The organism is Maritimibacter sp. UBA3975, from assembly GCF_002384975.1.
GTDB lineage: Bacteria > Pseudomonadota > Alphaproteobacteria > Rhodobacterales > Rhodobacteraceae > Maritimibacter.
This window is the reverse complement of record NZ_DGCP01000009.1, coordinates 176,680-200,880: the sequence shown is the minus strand read 5'-3', so window position 1 is coordinate 200,880 and position 24,201 is coordinate 176,680. Positions and strand designations below refer to the sequence as shown.

The window sequence follows — 24,201 nt, the reverse complement described above, 5'->3', positions numbered from 1 at the left end:
TGCCCCTCCGCACCTCCCCGAGGTATTTGAGGACCGAAGAAGATCAGACCCGGATTGTGATCTGCGTCTCGTCCAGGTCGACCGTGAGCCTGCGGCCCTGTGCGAGGGCTTCGGTCGGCAGGAGGGCAAACTGGATGCGGGCCGGGGCGACGGGATCGGCGGCCGGCGCGGACAAGAGCGACCAGAGCTCGGGTTCCACGCGCAGGCGCTCGGCCGTGCCGGTGATGGTGAGGTCGTCGCCCGCCTGCGTCACGGTGACCGTTCCGCCGTAGGGCATCGCGGCATCGAGGCAGTTCACGGCGAGGAGCACGCGTTTCGCGTCACGCCGGGGCAGGTCGCCCGGAACCCGCCAGTCCACCTGCGCCTTGCGTTCGCTGCCTGCGAGTGCCTCGGCGATGTCACCTGCGCGTACAAGCGCGCCGGGCTCTGCCGCGCCGAAGGCGATGCGGAAGAACCGGATGCGGCCCTGGGCATTGGCAAGGCTCTCATGGATCAGGGCCATTTCGGGGGTTTCCCCGGCCCCGGTGAGCGTCATAAGCTCGATCCCGTTGCCGATGGCCCCGAGGGGGCTGGCGAGATCGTGGCAGATCCGCGATCCGATGAGCGCGACCAGGTCGTCCTTGTCCGACATCAGGCACGACCCCGAAAGGCAGGAACGATCATGGACCCCTTCGCCTCGCTTCTCGAACCCGGTATGCTCGTGCGGATGCCCAGCCAGCCCCACTGGGGGCTGGGACAGGTGCAGTCCAACATCGGCGGCAAGGTCACGGTGAATTTCGAACATGCGGGCAAGCAGGTCATCGATGTCTCCCGGGTCGATCTGAGCCCCGTGTTCGACGACGAGTGACGCGCCTTAGGCGGGACTGACCGGAAGCTATCACAACCAGTGCGCGAGTCAAACCGGCGGCGCAGGCTGCTGTTGCCAATCGCCGCCACGAACCCTAGAACCCGGTCACAGAACCAGGAGCGCGCCGCCGATGTCCGACAGCAGTCCCCGCTACGAGCTTCTCATAGCCGAGACAGAGGACGATGTTCGCGACGCTCAACGTTTGCGCTATCAGGTCTTTGTCGAGGAGCTGGGCGGTGACGGGGTCGATGTGGACCATGAAAACCGGCTCGAGCGCGACGAGTTCGACAGGTATTTCGACCATCTGATCCTTTACGACCGCGCGCGTGCCGAGGGCGATCAGGCCGTCGGGGCTTACCGCGTCATGCGCGACGATCAGGCGGAGGCGCTGGGGCGTTACTACACCGATTCCGAATACGATCTGACACCGCTCAAGACCTGCGGGCGCAAGCTGCTCGAGCTCGGGCGGTCCTGCGTGCATCCGGACTACCGGGGGGGCTCGGCGCTTCCGCAGCTCTGGGTCGGGCTGATGAACTATTCGGATGCGCATGGGATCGACGTGATGTTCGGGGTGGCGAGTTTCCACGGCACCGACCTTGACGCGATCCGGCTACCGCTGGCGCATCTGCATCACAACCATCTTGCGCCGCCGGAGTTGCGCACGCGGGTGCTGGACGAATTCTATGAGTCCGCGGACCTCATGGATCCGGCCGAGATCGACGAGAAGGCGGCGATGAAGGCGATGCCGGCGCTCATCAAGGCCTACCTTCGGCTGGGCGGCGTGATCGGGGACGGGGCCTTTGTGGACGCGGCCTTCAACACCACGGATGTCTGCATCATCGTGGACATGGCCAAGGTGCCCGCCAAGCAACGCGCGATGTACGAGCGTCTGGCCCGGCGCGAGGCTTCTGCGTGAGCGACACCTGGGACGACGTGGCCCCCAAGCCGGACCTGTCGGTCGGGCCGCTGGGCTGGGTCATTGCCGTGGTGCGGGGTGTTCCGGTGATCCTTGTTCTGCTCGTGGGCCTTTTGCTCACCGCGCTCGTGCGCCCGTTCGAGCGGCTCGTCGCGGGTGAGGGGCGGCCGGTCACGCCCACGATCACGCGGGCCGTGTGCCTGTCGGTTCTGGCGCTGATGGGGCTTGGCCTGACCGTGCGCGGCACGCCGATGCGGGGGCCGGGGGCGGTGGTGGCCAACCATTCCTCATGGCTCGATATCTTTGCGCTCAACGCGCCGAAGCGGATCTATTTCGTATCCAAGGCCGAGGTGGCGGACTGGCCCGGTATCTCGCTGCTGGCCAAGGCGACCGGGACGGTGTTCATCCGGCGCGACCGGCGCGAGGCGCGCGGGCAGGTCGAAGTGTTTCGCAGGCGTCTGGCGCTGGGTCACCGGCTTTTGTTCTTTCCCGAGGGTACGTCGACGGACAGCCGCCGCGTGCTCACCTTCAAGACGACGCTTTTCGCGGCCTTTTTCGACGATGCGCTGCGCGAGACGATGCGGGTTCAGCCGGTGAGCGTGGTCTATCATGCGCCGCGCGGGCGCGATGCGCGGTTTTACGGCTGGTGGGGGGACATGGACCTTGGCCCCCATCTGCTTGCAGTGCTGGGCACCTTTCCGCAGGGGCGGGTGGAACTGACCTATCACGACCCGGTGCGGGTGGCGGATTTCGCCAACCGCAAGACGCTCGCCGCCCATTGCGAGGCGGCGGTGCGTGGTCCGGTGCTGGAGTCTCTCGCGGGTTAGTGGCGTGCGGCGGCCAGTGCGGTGAGCGCGGCCACCGGATCTTCGGCGGTCCAGATCTCCTCGCCCAGCGAGAAGAAATCGGTGACCGGGGAGAAGTCGCGCACGACCGCTTCGGTCAGCGCCCCTTCGGCCACCACCGGCACTTCGATCATCTGCGACCACCAGTCGAAAAGCTCGCGTTCGGCGGCGGTGCCGTCGCCCAGACCGGTCGTTCCCACCGGCCCGAAGCTGACGTAATCGGCGCCCTGTTCGCCCGCCGTGAGCCCGTCATGGCGCGACGCGGCGCAGAAGGCGCCGACGATGGCATCCTTGCCCAGATCCTTGCGCGTCTTGCGAACATGGCGCGCGCCATCGGTGAAATGCACGCCGTCGAGGCCGAGGCGTTCGACCATCAGCACATGATCGGTGATGACGAAGGCCACGTCGCGGGCGTGCGCCACCTCGCGGCAGGCATCCGCCGCGCGCGCGATCGCATCCTCGTCGCGTGTGGCGAGTTCCAGCCGGAGACAGGCGATCTCGACGGCGTCGAGCGTGCGCGCGAGTTGGTCGGGGAAGGTCGAGAGCTCCACCTGCGGCGGGGTCACGAGATAAAGCTGGGGCAGGTCGGTATCGGCCATGTGGCGTCCTCGGTTGCGAGTCGCGGTGTTCTACAAGCGTTTGGCGCGAAAGGCTACTTCGGTGGCAGGGTCGCAATGAAGCTCAGGGCCATGTCGAGCAGCTTCGTGCGCAACAGGTCGTCGGCCAGCCCGTCGCTGCTAATGGATACGAAGCCACCCATCGTGCGCGCGCCCATGACCATCGGGGTCACGCCGTCGAGGGCGAGGGCGGCCGGGGCGTTTTCCTTGCCCACGCGAAACAGCGCGCCGCCTTCGGACGCGCGGCGCACGCCGCCGATCATGTGACCGTTCTGAAAGAAGCACAGGCCGCCGAACATCGCCTGTTCGCTCAGGCCCGCGAGCCCGCCAAGGTCGGTGCGCAGGATTTCCGCCTCGCCGTCGTCATACGCCATCCGACCCTCCTTGCCCGCCTCGCGCGCACAGCGTAACACGGCCGCCATGAGCGACGAAGGTGAAACAGGACCGCAGCCGGTCTTCGTATTGGTGCGCCCGCAGATGGGCGAGAACATCGGCGCCGCCGCGCGCGCGATGCTGAATTTCGGGCTGGAGCGGATGCGGATCGTGGCCCCGCGCGATGGCTGGCCGAACCCGAAAGCGGTGGCGATGGCCTCGGGCGCGGGGCGGGTGCTGGACGCGGCGAGGGTGCATGACGACCTCGCGGGCGCTCTGGCCGATTGCGATTACGTCTATGCCACCACGGCGCGGGCGCGCGAGCTTGCCAAGCCGGTGCGCACGCCGGAGCGGGCGATGGAAGAGGCGCGCGCGATGCGGGCGGAGGGCAAGAAGGTCGCGGTGCTCTTCGGCCCGGAACGCGCCGGGCTAGAGAACGAGGATGTGAGCCGGGCCAACGCGATCATCACGGTCCCGGTCAATCCGGAGTTCGCCTCGCTGAACCTTGGCCAGTCCGTGCTGCTCACCGCCTATGAATACGGCCGCCAGACGATCGAGGCGGCGCCGGAGGTGGTCAATCTCGCCAAGACCGATTTTGCCACCCATGCCGAGGTCGAGGCGCTGGCCAACCACTATGAACAGCGGCTGGACGAGGTGGGCTACTTCTTTCCCGAGACGAAGGCGGCGGGGATGAAGGTGGTGCTGCGCAACGCCTGGACGCGTCTGCCGCTCACCCGGGCGGATGTGCAGATGTTTCACGGGATGATCCGGCAGATCTTCCGCAAGCTGGGCGACTGACGCCCCGTCTTTCCGGTCCGAAATATCCCGGGGGTGCGGGGGCAGAGCCCCCGCTTGATCGTGGGGTGCGGGGGCAGAGCCCCCGCCCTGGTCGGACCGGGCGCAGGCCCGGTTCGATGTCAGGCCGGACGCCGCGCCGCGATGACCCAGACCACGGCAAGACCGAGCGAGATCAGCGCGTTCAGATTGGCCATCGTCACGCCCAGCAGTTCCCACGGGATTTCATCGCAGCGCACGAGGGGCGCCGACATGATCTGGTTCATCAGGTCTTCAGCGGACAACCCGGCGGTGGGCCCGCCCGTGCAGCTTGCCGGACCTTCCCACAGCCCGCGCTCGACGCCCGAGTGAAAGATCCCGATCCCCCCGGTGGTGGCCGCAGCAAGCGCGCCGAACCAGCACAGCCAGCGCCGCCCGAGGGCGAGGGCGAGCGCACCGATGACGATGGCAACGGCATGGGGATAGCGCTGCCAGTAGCACATCTTGCAGGGCGCGTAGCCGAGCGCCTGAAAGATGAAGGCACCGCCAAGCAGGGCGATCGAGCCCACGGTCGCGATGAGCGCGTAGTGTTTCCAGGTCAGGGTCATAGGTATCTCACCACATAAAAACCGCCGATCAGCAGCACGACCAGAAGCGTGAACATCAGGGTCAGGCGCTTCTCGATGAAGTCGCGGATCGGCTCGCCGAATTTCCAAAGCAGGCCCGCGACCACGAAGAAGCGCAGCCCCCGGGCAATCACCGACGCGATCATGAAGACGCCGAAGTTAAGCCCGGTGGAGCCCGACAGAATCGTGATGACCTTGTAGGGGAAGGGCGTCACGCCCGCGATCAGCACCATCCACGCGCCCCATTCGTTATAGCGCACGGCGAATTCGTCGAAATAGGCGTCCTTGCCATAGAACTCGAGTACCGGGCGGCCCACCGACTCGAACAGGCCCCAGCCGATGTAGTAGCCCGCGACTCCGCCCGCGACAGAGGACACAAGCGCGACGCCGGCGATCAGGAAGGCCCGGCGCGGGGCGGCGATGATCATCGGGATCATCAGGATATCGGGCGGAATCGGAAAGACCGAGCTTTCGAGGAAGGCCACCAGAGCCAGCCCCCAAAGCGCGTAAGGCGATTGCGCAAGACCAATGGTCCAGTCGTAAAGTCGTCTCAACATGCCCGGCCCCTTTTTGCCGAACACAAGCACCCAAAACCGGGCGGGGGTCAAGCAGATCGGGGCGCTTTGCGGTGTCGCGCGTGTCACCGGCGCGTGAGGGCCGCGCAGTGCGCAGGCGCGTTCGTGCGCCGTTGACGGAGACGCCCCGCGCGGCTAGACGGTGCCCCGTGCCCGAGTGGCGGAATGGTAGACGCAGGGGATTCAAAATCCCCCGGTAGCAATATCGTGTCGGTTCGAGTCCGACCTCGGGCACCACTTTTCTCTCCATCGCGACCCGACGGTCGATTGTTCACGCATGCGCATGGGTCTGGCCGAACCGCCCGGATGGTTGTGCTGAACGGGCCAACCGACTCAAATCCCTGCGGTTGATTCGGGTTTTTTTAAGGTCCTGATTTCCCCGATCCGCATTTATTCTGCGGATTCGGTGGGATTGACGCCGAAATGAGAACGTTAACCAAGTCAGGCACTTGGTTGATCGACGGTCGCTCCACAGCGCGACAACTCATCGGGCGCTGAATTCTACTGTTGTCGTTAGGGAAACAAAAATCAGCGGGATTTGCGCCCGATTTCGGCGCGATCTGGGGATAAGTCAACAATTCCTGTGGATAACTAGGTGAGACTGCCGGTTTCGCATACCCGTAATGGTTGTAATTGTTCCGCAATCGGAAACATGGGGGGTATCCTCACCCATGTGCCGCGCGATCTTGGTGATGAAGTATTAACCAATGCGGCGCGCACGCCGATGTGATTTCCTGAGAATTCCCTTTTTTGGACACCGGTCCGGGGCTACCTTCAATCTTGCCCAACTGGGGGGCGATGTCTGAAGGCCACGGGGGCGGCCGCACACGAAACCACGGTTTGCTGTGGGGTAGAGGTGTGTGCCGACTGCTCTGTTGGGTGGTCAGCAAGCAGTGCGGGCGATGCGTGCGGGATCGGGGGGTTCCACATGAAGCGCCAGGCCTGCCGGGTCCCGAACGGGCCCGCTCTCTCCTCATTCGGCAGGTGTGACCAAGATGTGTGCGGTTATCCCGTGGCTACGCGATGTCGCTCGACGCTTGGGTAGGAACGAACGCCTAAGGTGAGGGGACAGACAAGACATGACGTCTTTGACCGATTTCAGACAGATCGCCTGTGCAACGCGCACGGGCGCCTTCGGCGTTCGGCTATTCCAACCAAACGAATTGAGCGACGACCAATCCGGTTCGGACTCGGATCGGATTGAAATCATTGCGCGTACCGGAGCTGCCAACAGCCACGCCCGCCGCGGACTTGAGCAAGGGAACAAGTGAAATGACCTACTCGAATAACACTTCCAACTGGCAGCCGACCGGCGAATACCGCCTCGACTGGGATCTCACCGGCGCGGACGGATCTGCCTCGCTCGTGTCCTCGCTGGGGAACCAGGACGTCATGGTCTCCGTCTCCACGCCGCAGAACGGCGCCGGCGAGCAATTCACGCTCGACCAGGGCAAGCTCGAGAGCGCGGACAACGTGAAGACCTCGAACGAGACGACCATCGAGTTCGGTCAGGCGGTCACCGACCTCAACTTCCAGATCGAGGACGTGGACAGCAAGCTCGACACCTACAAGGGCAAGCACGATTTCGACGACAAGGTCACCGTCTACGCCTATGGGCCGAACGGCGAGCTGCTGGACGTCGACTTCTCGGACCTCCATTCCTCGCACGAGGTGGACGGCAACTCGGTCGAAGGGAACGCACACCTCGACGAATACGGCGAAACCTCGCGCGACAACGTGACCGTCAAGGTCGCGGGTCCGGTCGTGAAGCTGGTCATCGTGCACGAGAGCGGCGGGGAAGACGACGAAAGCGGCGTGGTCCGCCTGACCGACATGGGCTTCAACTGCGACCCCGATGGCGGCGGCGACCTCGACGGGATCGTCCAGAACGACGACGACGGCGACCTGATCGACGAGAATTACGACGGCGATCCGCATGGCGACATGATCGACAATGACGACGCGATCCTGCCGGGCGAGAGCGGCGACGACGACATCGTCTATGCGATGGGCGGCGACGACACGATCCTCGCGGGCGATGGCGATGACGAGGTCTACGCGGGCGACGGCGACGATTACGTCGAAGGCGGCGACGGCGACGACATGATCCGTGGCGACAGCGAAACCCGTGAGGGCGACGTGGACGGCGGCGACTGCGACGTGACCGCGAATGCGGGCGACGACACGCTTCTCGGCGGTGCTGGCAACGACACCATCTATGGCGAAGGCGGCGACGACTACATCGAGGGCAACGGCGGCGACGACGTGCTCTACGGCGATCACGGCCAGGACGGCACGACCGGCCCGCAGACCGTGACCATCGACTTCAACGACCTGTCGTCCGGCGACATCGTGTCGGGGCAGTATGACGGCGTGACGATCTCGTCCGCCTCGGGCGCGAATCCGGCGATGATCTTCGACACGGACAACCCGACCGGCGGTGACGACGACCTCGCCACCGACAACCTCGGCAACGTGCTGATCCTGTCCGAGGACGGGGATTCCAACGATCCTGACGACAACCAGGGCGGCGGCACCTACATCTTCGACTTCGAAGGCGACGTGCGCGTGGACAGCCTGACCTTCCTCGACAACGACGAAGGCCCGGCGACGCTGCGTTTCTACGATGCTGACGGCAACCTCACCGGCACGCAGACGGTCGATCCGACCGCGGCGGAAGGCCAGAAGGTCGCGTCGATCAACGTCGACGGCGTGTCCAAGATGACCGTGACCCTCGTGGGCTCGGCCGCGATCGACAACCTGGTCTACACGACCGATGGCGGCGATTGTGATCCCGGCACCGCGGGCAATGACACGATCCTCGGCGGTGAGGGCGACGACCTGATCTATGGTGAGGACGGCGACGATACCCTTACCGGCGGCGAGGGAAGCGACGAGTCCTACGGCGGCGACGGCGACGACACGTTCATCGTGGACAATGCCGACGATGCCGCGAACGACAAGGTCGTGGGCGGCAACGGCCCGGACCAGAACACGGATTACGACGTGCTCGACCTCACCGGTGCGGGGCCCGTCACGATCAATGCCACGGCGGATGAGACCGACGCGGATGCCTTCAAGGGCACGGTGGTCTTCGAGGATGGCCAGACGCTGAGCTTCAGCCAGATCGAAGAAATCATCACCGACGGAGGGAACGACGATCCGGACGCGGTGGACGACACCGCCACGACGACGGAAGACGAGGCCGTGATCATCGACCTGCTCGGCAACGACAGCGATCCCGACGGCGACACGATCACGATCATCTCCGGGACGAATCCGTCCAACGGCACGGTGACGGATAACGGCGGCGGCACAGTGACCTACACGCCAGATGCGGGCTTCACCGGGACGGATACCTTCACCTACACGATTTCCGACGGGAACGGGGGCACGGACACCGCGACGGTGACGGTCAACGTCAACGATGGCGGCGACAACACGGTCGACGCTGTGAACGACACCTACACGATCGACGAGGACACCACGCTCATCGTCGATGTGACAGCCAACGACTCGGACCCGCAGGGCGATGACTTCTCGGTCACGTCGGTCGGGGCGGCGACCAACGGCACGGCCACGCTCCTGGGCGACGGCACGGTGCAGTACAAGCCGAACGACGACTTCAACGGAACCGACAGCTTCACCTACACCATCACCGACGATCAGGGCGCGACCGACACGGCGACCGTCACGATCAACGTGGGCGCGGTGGACGATGATCCGGACGCCGAGAATGACGTGACCCTCACGGACGAAGGCGTCGCGGTCGACATCGACGTGCTGGCCAACGACAGCGATCCGGATGGCGACACCCTGACCGTGATCGACTATGCCCAGCCGACGAACGGCGACGTCACGGACGGACCCGGCGGCACGCTGACCTACACACCGGATGCCGACTACACCGGCACGGATACGTTCACCTACACCATCTCCGACGGCAACGGCGGCACCGACACCGCGACCGTGACGGTCGTGGTGGGCGACGTGGACGACAACACGGTCGACGCCGTGGACGATTCCGGCACGACGACGGCGCCGCAGCCGGTGACCATCGACGTTCTGGCCAACGACACCGACCCGCAAGGCGACACCTTCTCGATCTCCGGGTTCACGGATGGTGGGAACGGCACGGTGACGGCCAATGCCGGTGGTCAACTGACCTATACCCCGGACGCCGGTTTCACGGGCGTGGACACCTTCACCTACACCATCGTGGACTCCCAGGGCGCGACCGACACGGCGACCGTGACGGTGACCGTGAACGAGGGGCAGGCCAACACGGTCGATGCCGTCGACGATGCTTATGACGTCGACGAGGACACGACGCTGATCGTGGATCTCACGGCAAACGACTCGGACCCGCAGGGCGACGATTTCTCGGTGACCAGCGTGGGAACGCCGGCGAACGGCACCGCGACGCTCAATGCAGACGGGACCGTGACCTACAAGCCCAACCAGGATTACACGGGCACCGACAGCTTCACCTACACGGTGACGGACGACAAAGGCGCGACCGACACCGCGACGGTGACTGTCGATATGGCACCGGTGAACGACAATCCGGATGCCGAGGATGACGTGCGCGTCACCGACGACACCGATCCGCTGGTGATCGACGTTCTGGCCAATGACACCGATGTGGACGGCGACCCGCTGACCGTGACGGATGTGACCACGCCGAGCTTCGGCACGGTCACCGACAATGGCGACGGCACTGTGACCTACGACCCGATGGACGACTTCACCGGGACGGACACGTTCGACTACACGATCTCTGACGGAAACGGCGGGACGGATACGGCGACCGTGACCATCGTTGTGAATGGCGACGGTCAGATGAACTCGGTCGTGGCGCGCGACGACAGTGCCGACACGATGGGCGACAACGTCGTCGATATCGACGTGCTGGCCAACGACAGCGACCCGCAGGGGGACACCTTCTCGGTCATCGCGAACACCGACCCGTCCAACGGCTCGGTCGTCGACAATGGCGACGGGACCTTCACCTACACGGCGGATGCTGGGTACACGGGGATGGACAGCTTCACCTACACGATCCAGGACGACAAGGGCGCGACGGATACGGCGACGGTGACGGTGAACGTCACGCAGCAGGGCGTGAACACGGTGGATGCGGTCAACGACATGGCGTCGACCACCGCCGGGACCGAGGTCACGATCGACGTGCTCGCGAACGACAGCGATCCGGAGGGCGACAGCTACGCGGTAATCTCCAACACGGATGCCGCGAACGGCACTGTGACGGACAACGGCGACGGAACCTTCGACTACCAGCCGGATGCCGGGTTCACCGGGACGGACACATTCACCTACACGATCCAGGACGACAAGGGCGCGACGGATACCGCGACGGTCACCGTCTCGGTCGGCATGGGTCCGATGAACACGGTGGACGCGGTTGATGACAGCTATGACATCGACGAGGACACGACGCTGATCGTGGACCTGACGGCGAATGACAGCGACCCGCAGGGCGACGACTTCTCGGTGACGAGCGTGGGCACACCCGCGAACGGCACTGCAACGCTGAACCCGGACGGGACGGTGACCTACAAGCCGAACCAGGACTACACGGGCACCGACAGCTTCACCTACACGGTGACGGACGACAAAGGTGCCACCGACACGGCGACCGTGACCGTCAACATGGCCCCGGTGAATGACGCGCCGGATGCCGAGGACGACATCACAGTCATCGAGGAAGGCACGCCGGTGAACATCGACGTCCTCGCCAATGACGAGGATGCCGACAACGATCCGCTCACCATCACCGCCTATGACCAGCCGACGAACGGCACGGTCACCGACGGGCCGGGCGGCACGCTGACCTACACGCCGGATGCCGATTACACCGGCACCGACACGTTCGACTACACTATCTCGGACGGCAACGGGGCGACGGATATCGCCACGGTGACGGTCGTGGTCCAGGGCGACGGCGGGCAGAACACCACCAACGCGGTGGACGATGCCTATGACATCGACGAGGACTCGACGCTGATCGTGGACGTGACGGCCAACGACACCGACGCGCAGGGCGATGACTTCTCCGTCACCGCCGTGGGCACGCCCACGAACGGAACGGCGACGCTCAATGCGGACGGGATGGTAACCTACAAGCCCGATGCCGACTTCACCGGCGTCGATACCTTCACCTACACGCTGACCGACGACCGGGGCGCCACCGATACGGCGACCGTGACGATCAACGTGGGTCCGGTGAACGACAATCCGGATGCCGAGGATGACGTGCGCGTCACCGACGATACCGATCCGCTTGTGATCGACGTGCTCGCCAACGACACCGACGTGGACGGCGACACGCTGACCGTGACGGATGTGACCACGCCGAGCTTCGGCACGGTCACCGACAACGGCGACGGCACGGTCACCTACGACCCGATGGACGACTTCACCGGGACGGACACGTTCGACTACACGATCTCCGACGGAAACGGCGGGACGGATACGGCGACCGTGACGGTGGTGGTGAACGGCGACGGCCAGATGAACTCGGTCATCGCCCGCGATGACAGCGCCACGGTTGTCGAGGACACACCGACGACGATCGACGTGCTGGCCAACGACAGCGACCCGCAAGGCGACACCTTCTCGGTGATCGCGAACACGAACCCGTCCAACGGCACGCTGATCGACAACGGCGACGGCACGTTCGACTACACTGCCGACTTCGGCTTCACCGGCGTGGACAGCTTCAGCTACACGATCCAGGACGACCAGGGTGCCACCGACACGGCGGTCGTGACCATCACGGTCAAGGACGACGGCAACACGGTGGATGCGGTGAACGACGCGGCGACGACGCCGGTGGATACCGAGGTGACGATCGACGTGGTCGCCAACGACAGCGACCCGGAGGGCGATCCGTTCACCGTGGTCGACTACACCAACGCGTCCAACGGGAGCTTGACCGACAACGGCGACGGCACCTTCGACTACCAGCCCGACACCGGCTTCACCGGTGTGGACAGCTTCACCTACACGATCGAGGACGACTTCGGGAACACCGACACGGCGACCGTGACGATCGCGGTGGGCGTGGGTCCGATGAACACGGTGGATGCGGTCGATGACAGCTATGACATCGACGAGGACTCGACGCTGATCGTGGACCTGACGGCGAACGACTCGGACCCCGAGGGCGACGACTTCTCGGTGACGAGCGTGGGCACGCCCGCGAACGGCACCGCGACGCTGAACCCGGACGGGACGGTGACCTACAAGCCGAATCTCGACTACACCGGGACGGACTCGTTCACCTACACTGTGACCGACGACAAGGGCGCCACCGACACGGCGACCGTGACCGTCAACATGGCCCCGGTGAACGACGCGCCGGATGCCGAGGACGATGTGCGGGTGATCGAGGAAGGCACGCCGGTGAACATCGACGTCCTCGCCAATGACGAGGATGCCGACAACGATCCGCTCACCATCACCGCCTATGACCAGCCGACGAACGGCACGGTCACCGACGGGCCGGGCGGCACGCTGACCTACACGCCGGATGCCGATTACACCGGCACCGACACGTTCGACTACACTATCTCGGACGGCAACGGGGCGACGGATATCGCCACGGTGACGGTGGTCGTCCAAGATGACGGCGGCAACCAGAACACGGTCGTCGCGTTGGACGACGCGGCGAACACGAATGCCGGACAATCTGTCGACATCGATGCGTTGGCGAACGACTCCGATCCCCAAGGCGACGACTTCTTTATCATCGCAAACACGGATCCGTCGAACGGCACGATCACCGGCTATTCGGATGGCGTGTTCACTTATGTGCCCGATGGCGGCTTCACCGGGACCGACACCTTCACTTACGTCCTGCAGGACGAGAACGGTGCGACCGACACGGCCACGGTCACGATCAACGTGGGCACGGTCTTCGACACCGACGCGGTCGACGATCAGGCATCGGCACTCACGCAACAGCCGATCACCATCGACGTGCTGGCAAATGACTTCGATCCCGAGGGCGATCCGCTGACGGTGATCGACAGCACGGATCCGTCGAATGGCACAATTACTGACAACGGGGACGGGACGTTCGGCTACCAATCGGATGCCGGCTTCACGGGCAACGACACGTTCACCTACACGATCTCAGACGGGAACGGGAACACCGACACGGCGAACGTCACTGTTTCGGTGACGTCGAACAACGCCCCGCTGGTCGCTCCTGTCGCGACGGACGACACGGCGAACGTGCCGATCAACGACACGGTCACGATCGACGTGCTGGCCAATGACACCGACCCGGACGGCGACGACGCCAACCTGAAGGTGATCGCGGCGACGCCGTCGGAAGGGACCGTGGTCATCAATGCGGATGGCACGCTGACCTACACCCCGGCCGTCGATGGCTACATCACCATCGACTACACGATCCAGGACGAAGACGGGCTGACCGATACGGCCACCGTGACGGTGCTGGTCAACGACGGGATCGTGGAAGGCACCGGTGGCGATGACCTCATCGACACGAACTACACCGGTGATCCCGAGGGCGACATGGTCGATGCCGGGGACAATATCTTCCCGGGCAAGGGGCCGGATGACGACATCATCGAGTCCTACGAGGGTGACGATACCGTCTATGCCGGCGACGGCGATGACGACGTCACAACCGGCGACGGGGCTGACACGGTCTATGGCGAGGACGGTGACGACATCATCGACACCTCGGCACCGACCGAGGCATCGGACTACGGCTTCGCCCCCGGCGAGACCGTTCCGAACTGGCCGTTCTCGCCGCTGACGCCCGCACAGCTCGTGCCGGATGACCTCGACGAGGACAACGACAAGGACACGGTCTTTGGCGGTGCCGGTGACGACACGATCACCACCGGCGACGACGACGACGTCATCGACGGCGGGACCGGCGACGACACCATCGACGGTGGTCTCGACGACGACACGATCACCGGTGGCGAGGGCGACGATTACATCATCGGCGGCCACGGCTCGGACACGATCGAAGGCAATGACGGCGATGACGAGATCTGGGGCGGGCTCGGCCCGATCACGCCGGATATCCTCGATCTCGAGGACGATGCCTACCCGGTGGACGACTACGGTGACGCGGATACCAACGATCCGCTGAGCCCGATCCCGTCCTTCCTCGACCCGCGGCCCGACAACGGGATCGATGAAATCCGCGGCGGTGACGGCAACGACAAGATCTATGGCCAGGATGACGACGACGTCCTCTACGGCGATGCCGGCGACGACTACATCGACGGCGGGATCGACGACGACGAGATCTACGGCGGCGACGGCGACGATGAACTCTACGGCGGCAAGGGCCAGGACTACATCGACGGCGGCGACGGTGTGGACGAAGCCTACGGCGGCGACGACAAGGACTACTTCGTCAATGTCGGACCGGGTGACTTCGTGGACGGCGGCGAGGGTGGCGACGACTACGATACGCTCGACCTGACCGGCACCAAGCCGACCGGTGGTTCGATCCAGATCACCAAGGGTATCGGTGGCAACCCGGAGAACGGCTTCGTCGACTTCTTCGACTCGACCGGAGCCAAGACCGGCACGATGAACTTCGTGAACATCGAGGACATCGTTCCCTGCTTCACGCCCGGCACGCTGATCGCGACGCCGAAGGGCGAAGTGCCGGTGGAAGAGCTGGGCGAGGGCGACCGGATCATCACCCGCGACAACGGCATCCAGGAAATTCGCTGGATCGGCCAGAAGTCGATGGGCTGGCAGGAGCTCAACCGCTCGCAGCATCTCAAGCCGGTGCTGATCAAGGCGGGGAGCCTTGGAAACGGACTTCCGGAGCGCGACATGCTCGTGTCGCCGAACCACCGGATGCTCGTGGCCAACGACCGCACGGCGCTCTACTTCGACGAGCGTGAGGTTCTGGCTTCGGCCAAGCACCTCGTGTCCAACGGCATCCAGGTGGTGGACGTGAAGGAGGTGACCTACATCCACTTCCTCTTCGATCACCACGAGGTGGTGCTGTCGGATGGCACATGGTCGGAAAGCTTCCAGCCGGGCGACTACTCGCTCAAGGGGATCGGAAACGCCCAGCGTCAGGAACTGTTCGAACTGTTCCCGGAGCTGGAGACCCGCGAGGGGATCGAGGACTTCACCTCGGCCCGCCGGATCCTGAAGAAACACGAAGCCAAGATGCTTCGCAAGTAACGCAGCGGCCCGCCGGGGTAACCCGGCGGGCGACCTGACCTGGAAGGGGAGGGGCTGCCCCCGGTCCGCATGACGGATCGCGTTTAGGCCTGCATGCTTGGTCCGACGTTTCAGTGTTCCGAAGGCAACCTTGCGGCTGGGTCGCAGGGTTGTTTTTGGTTTGGCCCCCGGCGATTTGCCTGTTAGCAATTTCGACACCGGCGTCGCAGTGTCGCCATTGTTTCGCCACAGTCCCTAATGCGAAACAATTGCCGGTATTGTTTCCGAAACGCGGACAAACTCTCGTCCTGTCCCCCGAATCGCCCGCAAAAGAAGGCCTTTCGGCGTGATATGGGGCCTCATGCCGCGGTGGCTGCACGGGCGCAGAAGGTGGGGCGCGGGCGGGCCGGAATGTGGCGAAATCGGGCGAATTTGTGTCAATCGGGATGCGCGGACCAACAAAACAAGGGAATTCGGGGCTCGAAACTGCGTCGCATTTTCCTGATTTGCTTCATATTTCCGGCACCATTGCCGTCTAGCTTGAACCTCGAACTCTTGCGTAGACCGATTGGACGTCCTCCATGTTGCACTTCCGCTCTCCTGCCGTAGATCGCGACCTAGACCCCAGCCTGCCGTTCGACGCGCGCGGATCGTCCCCGCTGACGACGTTCTCGACGTCCGGTTTCGCGCCGTCCGCCGTCATCGAGACGGTGAACGGTCCGGTCCTGTCGCGTGATCTGAAGGCCGGGGATGAGGTCATCACCCGCGACCACGGCACGGCCGCCGTGCGCTGGGTCGGTGAGAGCATGTCCGTCTACGACAATGAAAACGAAAGCGCCCAGGATGATGAGCGCGGCCCCGTGCGCATCAAGGCCGGCACCTGCGGCACGGACCCGGAAGCGGGTAACCTCGTGCTGAACGCCGGTCACCGCGTCCTCGTGCGCAATCCGCTCAACGAGCTTTACTTCGGCACGGACGAGGTTATGGCGGAAGTGGGCGACCTGACGCATCTTGACGGGATCGACTTCGTCCCGCGTTCAGTGATGCGCTTCAAGCACGTTCTGCTCGACACCCACGAACTCATCCGCGCCAACGGCGTCTGGATGGAGAGCTTCTCGCCCGAGATGTGGTCGATCCGCGTCGCGTTCCCCGAGCAGTGGGCGGAGATCACGGAATGCGTTCCGCGCCTTCGGTATGAGAATGGCGATGCCAACTACATCTCGCCGCGCATGTCCGTGGACGCGCGCGAAGCCCGGCTTCTCGACCTGATCTGATCAGCTTTCCCGACCCGCCCGCCAGGCGTCCCACGCTTCGGGCGTGTCGAGGTCCGTGCGCGCGTGCGAATAGGGGAGCGACACGGCCCTGACGCGATCCGCGTTCTCATCAAGCACCACCTGCGCGCCGCTGTCGCCTTCGAGCGAGCGAAGCGCCGTGAAATCCCGGAACGGAAAGACGACCGGATGGCCCAGCTTGCCGTCGGCCGTCGCGCCGCGCAGGATCATGTCGCCATCGAAGGCATCCAGCACGCGGCGCATATCCTCGGTCGTGATCTCGGGCATGTCAGCCAGAAGGATCATCACGGCGACCGCCCCCTCGGGCAAGGCGGTGATCCCGGCGGCGAGGGAACGGGCCATCCCGTCCTCGGCATCCGGCACCTCGATCGCCGCGACGGGCAAGTCGTCCAACAGGTTCCACCGCTCAGGGCGTGCATCGCGCGGGGGCAGGGTGACGAGCACCGGCTGACCCGTCGCACGGGCGGCGGCCACCCGGTCGAGGAGGAGCGGCGTGCCGTCCACCTCTTCCATCAGCTTGTCACGCCCGGCCATCCGGTTCGACATCCCCGCCGCAAGGATGAGGACGGGGAGCGCGAGGCCGGTCATTTTTCCGGAATCAGCCCGCGTGGGCTGAACCTGAGCACGAGGAGCATGATGACCCCCATCGTGAAGAGGCGCATCTGGGCCGCGCTGCCGAGCAGGTGGTCCTTGAGCGCCGATCCGTCCGCCATGCCGGCGGTCACGAACTGCATGAGCGCCTGACCCATCGGCTCCACCTGCACCCAGAAGAACCAGATGAGGAAGCCGCCGAGCACCGCGCCCCAGTTGTTGCCGGAGCCGCCGACGATCACCATGACCCAGACGAGGAAGGTGTAGCGGAGCGGTTGGTAGGAGGCCGGGGTGATCTGTCCGTCCAGCGTGGTCATCATGGCGCCGCCGATGCCGACCACGGCCGAGCCGAGGATGAAGACCTGAAGGTGGCGGCGCGTGACGTCCTTGCCCATGGCTTCGGCGGCGACCTCATTGTCACGGATCGCGCGCATCATGCGGCCCCAGGGCGAGCGCAGCGCCATTTCGGACATCCAGATGAGGATCAGGAGCACCACGAGGAAGAGCCCCGCATAGCCCAGCTTGACCACGACCGAGGAGGCCACGACCGGGTCCGCGCCCCAGCCCTGCGCCCAGGAGACGAAGCCTTCGGAGCGTTGCAGGTCGATCTCGTAAGGCACGGGGCGAGGCAGGCCCACCACGTTCTTCACGCCGCGCCCGAGCCAGTCCTCGTTCTTCATCATGGCCACGACGATCTCGGAGATGCCGAGCGTGGCGATGGCGAGGTAGTCGGAGCGCAGGCCGAGCGCGGTCTTGCCGATGGCCCAGGCCGCGGCGGCCGCCAGCGCGCCGCCCACAGGCCAGGCGAGAAGGACGGGCAGGCCGAGCCCGCCGAGGAAGCCGGTCGCGGCCGGGTCCACCGCCTCGATCGCCTCGACCGCCGGGTCGAAGATCCAGCGGTATACGAAGAAGCCGACGACCAGAAAGACGACGAGCGCCAGTGACCGCAGCTTGCCCGGCGTCATCCGTTTGTAGATCTGAACGCCCCCGAGGATCACCGCGAGCCCGACGAGAAGCGCGATGATGACGCGCACACCGCCCGCGGCCCAGGCCTCACCCACCGGCGGGACCGAAGTGACGACAACGGCCAGCCCGCCCAAGGCGATGAAGCCCATCACGCCGACGTTGAACAGCCCGGCATAGCCCCATTGCATGTTCACGCCGAGCGCCATGATGGCCGAGACCAGCCCCATGTTCAGGATCGTGAGGGCAAGGTTCCAGCTCTGGAACATGCCCGTGCCGAGGATCAGCAGGGCGACGAGGGCGAAGAGCCCGATATTGCGCCAGTTCAGGGTCATACGGATTTCCCTTTGAAGAGGCCGGTTGGGCGGAACAGGAGCACGATCACGAGGATCGCGAAGGAGACCGCGAATTTGTAGTCGGTCGACAGGAGTTGCAGCAGGCTCAACGGTTCCCACGCCTCAGGCACGAGATAGGTCACGACCTTTTTCCATGCATAGGTCACCATCACCTCGGAAAACGCGATGACGAAGCCGCCCGCGATGGCGCCGAGCGGCGACCCCAGACCCCCAACGATGGCCGAGGCGAAGATCGGCAGCAGGAGCTGGAAATAGGTGAAGGGCTTGAAGCTCTTGTCGAGGCCGTAAAGCGTGCCCGCGATGGCGGCGAGGGCGGCGACGATGATCCATGTGATCATCACCACGCGCTCGGGGTTGATGCCCGAGAGCAGCGCGAGATCCTCGTTATCCGAATAGGCGCGCATGGACTTGCCCGTGCGCGTGCGGTTGAGAAACCAGAACAGCAGCGCCACGACGATCGCGGCGGTGACGATGGTGATGCCCTGTGTGGTCTTGAAGGCGAGCCCTTCGGCCAGCCCGGACCATTCCTTGAACTCCCGCGCATTGATGATGAACCGCTCGCCATCCGCGAAGTTCTGATCCCCCGGCCCGATGATGAGGCGCACCACGCCGTTCAGCACGAACATCACACCGATTGACGCCATGACGAGCACGATGGGCTTGGCCTTCACCCGCCTGTAGTAGGAATAGACCAGCTTGTCCGTCCCGAGCACGAGCAGCGCCGTGATGACGATGCCGAAGGGCAGGGCGAGCAGCGCCACGGGCAGCGGGCCGAGGCTCAGCCCCCAGCTTTGGAACAGCCATGTGAACAGGATCACCGCCATCGTCCCGAAGGACATCGTGTCGCCGTGGGCGAAGTTCGAGAACCGCAGGATGCCGTAGATCAGCGTGACACCGAGCGCGCCGAGGGCGAGCTGGCTGCCGTAGGCGGCGGCCGGGATGAAGACGAAATTCAAAAACGCGACGATCGCGTTCAGCACATCGATCAAAACGGGGCCTCGCAGGTCAATTCGGTGAGGGTCGCCGTGAATGGCGTGGTGGTGGTGTCGAGTTCGTGGAGCAGCATTGGAACGCCGTCATCGCCGGCGTCGCCGTTGACCATGAGCGTGGTCCTGACCTTGTCGGCGGTCCAGCTCCACGGGCCAAAGAACCCGGCGGCGATGCCGGGTCGTGCGTCTTCGCCGACCGTGATGCGCCCGATGCCCTCTGCGTCGACCTCGACGGGGGCAAAGACGAACGTGCGGGCGGTGTCGTCTGCGCCCGCGCAATCAAGCGCAAGACGCGCGCCCTCGCCATGTGCGGCGAGCGGGGCGGCGAGCGCGAGGAGGGCGGCGGTTCTCGTCATCGGGGCGCGCACCGTCCGGCATAGGAGGTCCGCTCGGCCCCGTCGTACATTCCCAGCTCGGCCACATCCAGGATCAGGTCCGGCGAGAGGGTCATCAACCCGACCACGCCGGTCGCCAGGTTGGCCGAGGCATAGGCGAAATACCCGCCGTCCTCGGCGATCAGGTTGTACAGGTTCTCACCCGCCATCGAGGACATGAGCATCGCACCGTCTTCCATCGTGCCGATTGAGAACTCCCAGTCGGAAGACGTGCAGGCGTTGGAGCCCTGACATTCCTCGACCATCAGGCAGTCGTACATATCGGCAGCCGCCGGAAGCGGCAGGGTGAGGGCGAGGGCGATCAGGGCGTTGCGCACGGCATTATCCTCCAAGGAAACTCTGACGCACTTCGGGGTCGGCGAGAAGCTCCTTGCCGGTGCCCGTATGCGCGTTCGCGCCTTGCACGAGGACATAGCCCTTGTCGGCGATCTCCAGCGCCTGTCGCGCGTTCTGTTCGACCATCAGGACGGGCAGGCCCGTGCGGGCCACCTCGATGATCCGGTCGAACAGCTCGTCCATCACGATGGGCGACACGCCGGCGGTCGGCTCGTCCAGCATCAGAACCTTCGGCTGGGTCATGAGCGCGCGCCCCACCGCCACCTGCTGGCGCTGACCGCCGGACAGTTCGCCCGCGGGCTGGTAGCGTTTTTCCTTGAGGATCGGGAACAGGTCATAGACCTGCTCCATCGTCGGGCGAATGTCGTCGGTGCGGATGAACGCCCCCATCTCGAGGTTTTCCTCGACCGTCATGGAGGTGAAGATGTTGTGGGTCTGCGGGACGAAGCCCATGCCCTTCTTCACCCGGTCCTGTGGGCTGAGGTCGGTGATATCCTCACCGTCGAGCCGCACGGTTCCCGCGCGCACGTTCAACATGCCGAAGAGCGCCTTCATCCCCGTGGACTTGCCTGCGCCGTTCGGGCCGACGATGACCGCAATCTCGCCCTCGTCTACCGCGATGGTGCAGTCGTGCAGGATGTCGGGACCGTTGCCGTAGCCGCCGGTCATCGTGTCACCGATCAGGAAGGGGCCGCCGGGCGCGGGGCGGGCCTTACCGTGCTGGGGGCCGGGCGTCATCGTCGCGCCGCCCTCTTTCGTGACCGAGCGGTCCTTGTTGCCGCGTCCGCCGTATGCGTCGCTCATAGCCCGTCCTCCACCAGCGCCATCAGCGCCGAACGATGCAATGCCTCATGTGCATTTGTCAGGTTTGTGCCCTCGTCGACCGTCTGTACCATGTGCGGCACGCCCGACAGATCGGCCACCGTGACCAGCGAGATGAGATCCGGCTGCGCCTGATAGAGCAGCGTTTCGGCGGTCATGCCAGGCAGCATGGGCGCGGGGCGATCGAGGATGTCCACGCGCTCCTGCGCCGGGAAGCTCGCGGCCGCCAACGCCACGTCGCCGGGCGTGGCGACCCATGTGTCATAGGCGAAGGGCGGGAGCGGGCCGGTCAGCAGCATGACCTGGCCCTTGTGATAGATCGTAACGCCCAGTTCGCCGTCGAAGGCGCCACGCACCCCGTCCCAGACCCCGCCATCGGGGCAGAACAGCACGCCGTCGCCCACGGTGTCGCAGGATTGCGCGAGTGCCGGGGCGGCGGTCAGCAGGAGCATCACGAGGGCGGAACGGATCATGCGCCGATCTGCTCCTTGTTCTTGAGACCGGTGCCCAGATAGGCCTCGATCACCTGTTCATTGGCCTTGATCTCGGCCAGCGTCCCTTGGGCCAGCACCTTGCCCTCGGCCATGCAGATGACCGGGTCGCAGAGTTTCTCGATGAAATCCATGTCGTGCTCGATCACCACGAAGGTATAGCCGCGCTCGACGTTGAGTCGCTTGATCGCGTCCGCGATGGTGTAAAGCAACGTGCGGTTCACGCCCGCGCCGACCTCGTCGAGAAAGACGATCTTGGCGTCCACCATCATGGTGCGCCCGAGTTCGAGGAGTTTCTTCTGCCCGCCGGACACCTGGCCCGCGCGCTGGTCCGAAATCTGCTCGATGGTGAGGAATTCCATCACCTCGTCGGCCTTCGCGCGCAGGGCGCGTTCTTCTTCCGCGATGCGCTTGCGCCCGAACCATGTGTCCCAGAGCCGTTCACCCGCCTGACCGCCGGGCACCATCATCAGGTTTTCCCGGCATGTCATCGAGCCGAATTCATGCGCGATCTGGAAGGTGCGCAGCAGGCCCTTGTGAAACAGCGTGTGCGGCGGAAGGCCGGTAATGTCCTCGCCTTCCATCAGGACGCGGCCTGATGTCGGCTCAAGAACGCCGGCGATCACATTGAAAAGAGTGGTTTTTCCGGCGCCGTTCGGGCCGATGAGGCCGGTGATAGATCCGCCTTCGATCGTCAGGCTCGCGCCGTCGACCGCATGAAAGCCACCGAAATGTTTGTGCAGGTTTTCAACCGTGATCACGGACCGCCCACCTCCGTATGTACCAAGCCCGGGGAGAAGTGTCCCCGGGCTTGGGCCGTTTGTCTAGGAAAAGGCGCTCAGCGGTACTGAACCGTCGAGTAGCCGTCTTCGTTGATCTCGTACTCTTCGTACGACCCGGCGGCTTCGCCCGGCTCGATCAGCTCGACACCCGAGGCACCGACGTAGTCCACGTCACCACCGTCCGCGAGGATCTGGAGCGCTTTGCCCAGTTCGCCCGGAAGGATCTGCTCACCGGGTGCGTTGGCCACGTCCATCACGTTCGCCGCGATGGCTTCGCCGGTCGCTTCGCCACCCTTCATGGCTGCGAGCGCCAGCAGGGCCGCCGCGTCGTAGCTTTCACGGGTGAAGGCGGAGGAGCCGTTGATGCCGGCTTCGTCGGTGATCTTCACGAAGGCTTCCATGCCTTCGCCCGCCGCGCCGGGGATGGTGCCGTAGGAGCCGACGAGCATGTCGCCGAGATCCGCGATGAGCGAGTCGGCATACATGCCGTCACCCATGGCGAAGGTATCGAAGGCGCCCGTGTCGATGGCCGACTGGATCACGCCCTTCCCGCCGGAGTCCGCATAGCCGAGCACGACAAGCACGTCGCCACCCGCCGAGGCGAGCGAGCCGACTTCGGCCGAGTAGTCGCCCTTGCCGTCTTCGTGGGGAACGGTGGCCGTGATCGAGCCGCCGGTCGCCTCGAAGGCCGCGTTGAACGCATCGGCAAAGCCTTTGCCGTAGTCGTTGTTAGTGTAGGTCACGGCGACCGAGGTGACGCCCTTGTCGGCGAGCACCTGGGCGAGAACTTCACCCTGACGCGCATCCGACGGTGCGGTGCGGAAGAACAGGCCGTTGTCTTCGACGGTCGTGAGCGCTGGCGAAGTGGAGGACGGCGAGATCATCGGAACGCCGTTCGGCAGGGCCACGTTGGCCAGAACCGCGGTCGTCGCGCCCGAACAGGCCGCGCCCATGATCGCGATGACGCCTTCGTTCGACACCAAGCCTTCGCCTGCGGCCGTAGCGGCGGCAGCGTCGACACAGGTCGTGTCGGCCTGCGTGGACGCGAGCATCACGCCCTCGAGGAAGTTACCGGAATCGTTGACTTCCTTCAGCGCCAGCTCGGCGCTTTCTGCCATGTGGGGCGTCAGGGATTCGATCGGGCCGGTGAAGCCCAGCAGAATGCCGATCTTGGCTTCCGACATGTGGCTTTCCGCCAGCGCGCCGGTGGCAACGAGAGACGTTGCAGCAGTCGCGAGTAGCAATTTTTTCATTTGTGTTCTCCCAGTTGGATCATTGTCCTGCCGCTACCCTAGCGCGGATTTCGCGAATGAAAAGGGGGGTCCGTGTGGTCCTTCGCATCCTGCAAAGCCGCCTTACGCATGGTCACGTTCGCGTGCGCGCCGATTGTGCGGGGGGCTTCGGGCGCACAT

The 24,201-nt window shown here is 64.8% G+C and carries 20 protein-coding genes and 1 tRNA gene; 7 read left to right on the top strand and 14 right to left on the bottom strand.

Going from position 1 to position 24,201, the window contains the following annotated elements; all coding sequences use genetic code 11:
• Window positions 1–43: 43 nt before the first annotated feature.
• A complete protein-coding gene (locus B2585_RS05920) occupies window positions 44–631 on the bottom strand; it encodes a histidine phosphotransferase family protein (protein WP_292021000.1) in 588 nt (195 codons plus the stop codon).
• Window positions 632–661: 30 nt separating this feature from the next.
• Between B2585_RS05920 and B2585_RS05915 the strand changes: the two genes are divergently transcribed.
• From B2585_RS05915 to B2585_RS05905, 3 genes are all read left to right on the top strand, one after another.
• Complete coding sequence (locus tag B2585_RS05915) at window positions 662–847, top strand: DUF3553 domain-containing protein (RefSeq protein ID WP_292020997.1); 186 nt, start codon at window positions 662–664, stop codon at window positions 845–847.
• 130 nt (window positions 848–977) lie between these two features.
• The gene (locus tag B2585_RS05910) at window positions 978–1,763 is read left to right on the top strand and encodes a GNAT family N-acetyltransferase (protein ID WP_292020995.1); all 786 of its coding nucleotides are present in this window, start codon (window positions 978–980) and stop codon (window positions 1,761–1,763) included.
• Complete coding sequence (locus B2585_RS05905) at window positions 1,760–2,590, top strand: lysophospholipid acyltransferase family protein (protein ID WP_292020994.1); 831 nt, start codon at window positions 1,760–1,762, stop codon at window positions 2,588–2,590. The genes B2585_RS05910 and B2585_RS05905 overlap by 4 nt, the downstream gene beginning before the upstream one ends.
• Here B2585_RS05905 and B2585_RS05900 read toward each other — a convergent pair.
• Together B2585_RS05900 and B2585_RS05895 are read right to left on the bottom strand one after the other, a co-directional pair.
• A complete protein-coding gene (locus B2585_RS05900) occupies window positions 2,587–3,207 on the bottom strand; it encodes a thiamine phosphate synthase (RefSeq protein ID WP_292020992.1) in 621 nt (206 codons plus the stop codon). The genes B2585_RS05905 and B2585_RS05900 overlap by 4 nt on opposite strands.
• Before the next feature lie 53 nt (window positions 3,208–3,260).
• Window positions 3,261–3,599 (bottom strand): TfoX/Sxy family protein, encoded by a 339-nt coding sequence (locus B2585_RS05895; protein WP_292020991.1) that lies wholly within the window; start codon window positions 3,597–3,599, stop codon window positions 3,261–3,263.
• 46 nt (window positions 3,600–3,645) lie between these two features.
• On the opposite strand from B2585_RS05895, the gene B2585_RS05890 reads away from it, so the two are divergent.
• Window positions 3,646–4,395 (top strand): RNA methyltransferase, encoded by a 750-nt coding sequence (locus tag B2585_RS05890; protein ID WP_292020989.1) that lies wholly within the window; start codon window positions 3,646–3,648, stop codon window positions 4,393–4,395.
• 119 nt (window positions 4,396–4,514) lie between these two features.
• Here the strand turns inward: B2585_RS05890 and B2585_RS05885 are convergent, their stop codons facing one another.
• A complete protein-coding gene (locus B2585_RS05885; RefSeq protein WP_292020988.1) occupies window positions 4,515–4,979 on the bottom strand; it encodes a disulfide bond formation protein B in 465 nt (154 codons plus the stop codon).
• The gene (locus B2585_RS05880; RefSeq protein ID WP_292020986.1) at window positions 4,976–5,554 is read right to left on the bottom strand and encodes a YqaA family protein; all 579 of its coding nucleotides are present in this window, start codon (window positions 5,552–5,554) and stop codon (window positions 4,976–4,978) included. Before B2585_RS05880 ends, B2585_RS05885 begins: the two co-directional genes overlap by 4 nt.
• A 169-nt stretch (window positions 5,555–5,723) precedes the next feature.
• Here B2585_RS05880 and B2585_RS05875 point away from each other — a divergent pair.
• From B2585_RS05875 to B2585_RS05865, 3 genes are all read left to right on the top strand, one after another.
• Window positions 5,724–5,809 (top strand) — tRNA-Leu (locus B2585_RS05875).
• 1,035 nt (window positions 5,810–6,844) lie between these two features.
• Complete coding sequence (locus tag B2585_RS05870) at window positions 6,845–15,793, top strand: Ig-like domain-containing protein (protein ID WP_292020983.1); 8,949 nt, start codon at window positions 6,845–6,847, stop codon at window positions 15,791–15,793.
• 560 nt (window positions 15,794–16,353) lie between these two features.
• Window positions 16,354–17,046, top strand: a complete 693-nt coding sequence (locus B2585_RS05865; RefSeq protein WP_292020981.1) for a Hint domain-containing protein — start codon at window positions 16,354–16,356, stop codon at window positions 17,044–17,046.
• On the opposite strand, the gene B2585_RS05860 is transcribed toward B2585_RS05865, so the two are convergent.
• From B2585_RS05860 to B2585_RS05820, 9 genes are all read right to left on the bottom strand, one after another.
• Complete coding sequence (locus B2585_RS05860; RefSeq protein ID WP_292020979.1) at window positions 17,047–17,652, bottom strand: nucleotidyltransferase family protein; 606 nt, start codon at window positions 17,650–17,652, stop codon at window positions 17,047–17,049.
• Complete coding sequence (locus B2585_RS05855; RefSeq protein ID WP_292020977.1) at window positions 17,649–18,953, bottom strand: branched-chain amino acid ABC transporter permease; 1,305 nt, start codon at window positions 18,951–18,953, stop codon at window positions 17,649–17,651. The genes B2585_RS05860 and B2585_RS05855 overlap by 4 nt, the downstream gene beginning before the upstream one ends.
• A complete protein-coding gene (locus B2585_RS05850) occupies window positions 18,950–19,960 on the bottom strand; it encodes a branched-chain amino acid ABC transporter permease (protein WP_292022742.1) in 1,011 nt (336 codons plus the stop codon). Before B2585_RS05850 ends, B2585_RS05855 begins: the two co-directional genes overlap by 4 nt.
• Window positions 19,960–20,319 carry a hypothetical protein gene (locus B2585_RS05845; RefSeq protein WP_292020975.1) on the bottom strand — a complete coding sequence of 120 codons (360 nt, stop codon included), beginning with the start codon at window positions 20,317–20,319 and terminating at the stop codon, window positions 19,960–19,962. The genes B2585_RS05850 and B2585_RS05845 overlap by 1 nt, the downstream gene beginning before the upstream one ends.
• Entirely contained in the window at window positions 20,316–20,675 is a 360-nt protein-coding gene (locus B2585_RS05840) for a hypothetical protein (RefSeq protein ID WP_292020974.1), read from the bottom strand. The genes B2585_RS05845 and B2585_RS05840 overlap by 4 nt, the downstream gene beginning before the upstream one ends.
• 4 nt (window positions 20,676–20,679) lie before the next feature.
• Complete coding sequence (locus B2585_RS05835; protein WP_292020973.1) at window positions 20,680–21,498, bottom strand: ABC transporter ATP-binding protein; 819 nt, start codon at window positions 21,496–21,498, stop codon at window positions 20,680–20,682.
• Complete coding sequence (locus tag B2585_RS05830) at window positions 21,495–21,989, bottom strand: hypothetical protein (RefSeq protein ID WP_292020972.1); 495 nt, start codon at window positions 21,987–21,989, stop codon at window positions 21,495–21,497. The genes B2585_RS05835 and B2585_RS05830 overlap by 4 nt, the downstream gene beginning before the upstream one ends.
• The gene (locus tag B2585_RS05825; RefSeq protein ID WP_292020971.1) at window positions 21,986–22,768 is read right to left on the bottom strand and encodes an ABC transporter ATP-binding protein; all 783 of its coding nucleotides are present in this window, start codon (window positions 22,766–22,768) and stop codon (window positions 21,986–21,988) included. The genes B2585_RS05830 and B2585_RS05825 overlap by 4 nt, the downstream gene beginning before the upstream one ends.
• 77 nt (window positions 22,769–22,845) lie before the next feature.
• Window positions 22,846–24,042, bottom strand: coding sequence for an ABC transporter substrate-binding protein (locus tag B2585_RS05820; RefSeq protein ID WP_292020969.1), 1,197 nt, complete (start codon window positions 24,040–24,042; stop codon window positions 22,846–22,848).
• Between the last annotated feature and the right edge of the window lie 159 nt (window positions 24,043–24,201).

Coding starts and splice junctions, on each gene's coding strand:
- B2585_RS05855 (WP_292020977.1), bottom strand. CDS start 18,953: ATGACCCTGAACTGGCGCAATATCGGGCTCTTCGCCCTCGTCGCCCTG.
- B2585_RS05835 (WP_292020973.1), bottom strand. CDS start 21,498: ATGAGCGACGCATACGGCGGACGCGGCAACAAGGACCGCTCGGTCACG.
- B2585_RS05885 (WP_292020988.1), bottom strand. CDS start 4,979: ATGACCCTGACCTGGAAACACTACGCGCTCATCGCGACCGTGGGCTCG.
- B2585_RS05860 (WP_292020979.1), bottom strand. CDS start 17,652: ATGACCGGCCTCGCGCTCCCCGTCCTCATCCTTGCGGCGGGGATGTCG.
- B2585_RS05915 (WP_292020997.1), top strand. CDS start 662: ATGGACCCCTTCGCCTCGCTTCTCGAACCCGGTATGCTCGTGCGGATG.
- B2585_RS05900 (WP_292020992.1), bottom strand. CDS start 3,207: ATGGCCGATACCGACCTGCCCCAGCTTTATCTCGTGACCCCGCCGCAG.
- B2585_RS05830 (WP_292020972.1), bottom strand. CDS start 21,989: ATGATCCGTTCCGCCCTCGTGATGCTCCTGCTGACCGCCGCCCCGGCA.
- B2585_RS05870 (WP_292020983.1), top strand. CDS start 6,845: ATGACCTACTCGAATAACACTTCCAACTGGCAGCCGACCGGCGAATAC.
- B2585_RS05920 (WP_292021000.1), bottom strand. CDS start 631: ATGTCGGACAAGGACGACCTGGTCGCGCTCATCGGATCGCGGATCTGC.
- B2585_RS05890 (WP_292020989.1), top strand. CDS start 3,646: ATGAGCGACGAAGGTGAAACAGGACCGCAGCCGGTCTTCGTATTGGTG.
- B2585_RS05880 (WP_292020986.1), bottom strand. CDS start 5,554: ATGTTGAGACGACTTTACGACTGGACCATTGGTCTTGCGCAATCGCCT.
- B2585_RS05910 (WP_292020995.1), top strand. CDS start 978: ATGTCCGACAGCAGTCCCCGCTACGAGCTTCTCATAGCCGAGACAGAG.
- B2585_RS05865 (WP_292020981.1), top strand. CDS start 16,354: ATGTTGCACTTCCGCTCTCCTGCCGTAGATCGCGACCTAGACCCCAGC.
- B2585_RS05895 (WP_292020991.1), bottom strand. CDS start 3,599: ATGGCGTATGACGACGGCGAGGCGGAAATCCTGCGCACCGACCTTGGC.
- B2585_RS05845 (WP_292020975.1), bottom strand. CDS start 20,319: ATGACGAGAACCGCCGCCCTCCTCGCGCTCGCCGCCCCGCTCGCCGCA.
- B2585_RS05820 (WP_292020969.1), bottom strand. CDS start 24,042: ATGAAAAAATTGCTACTCGCGACTGCTGCAACGTCTCTCGTTGCCACC.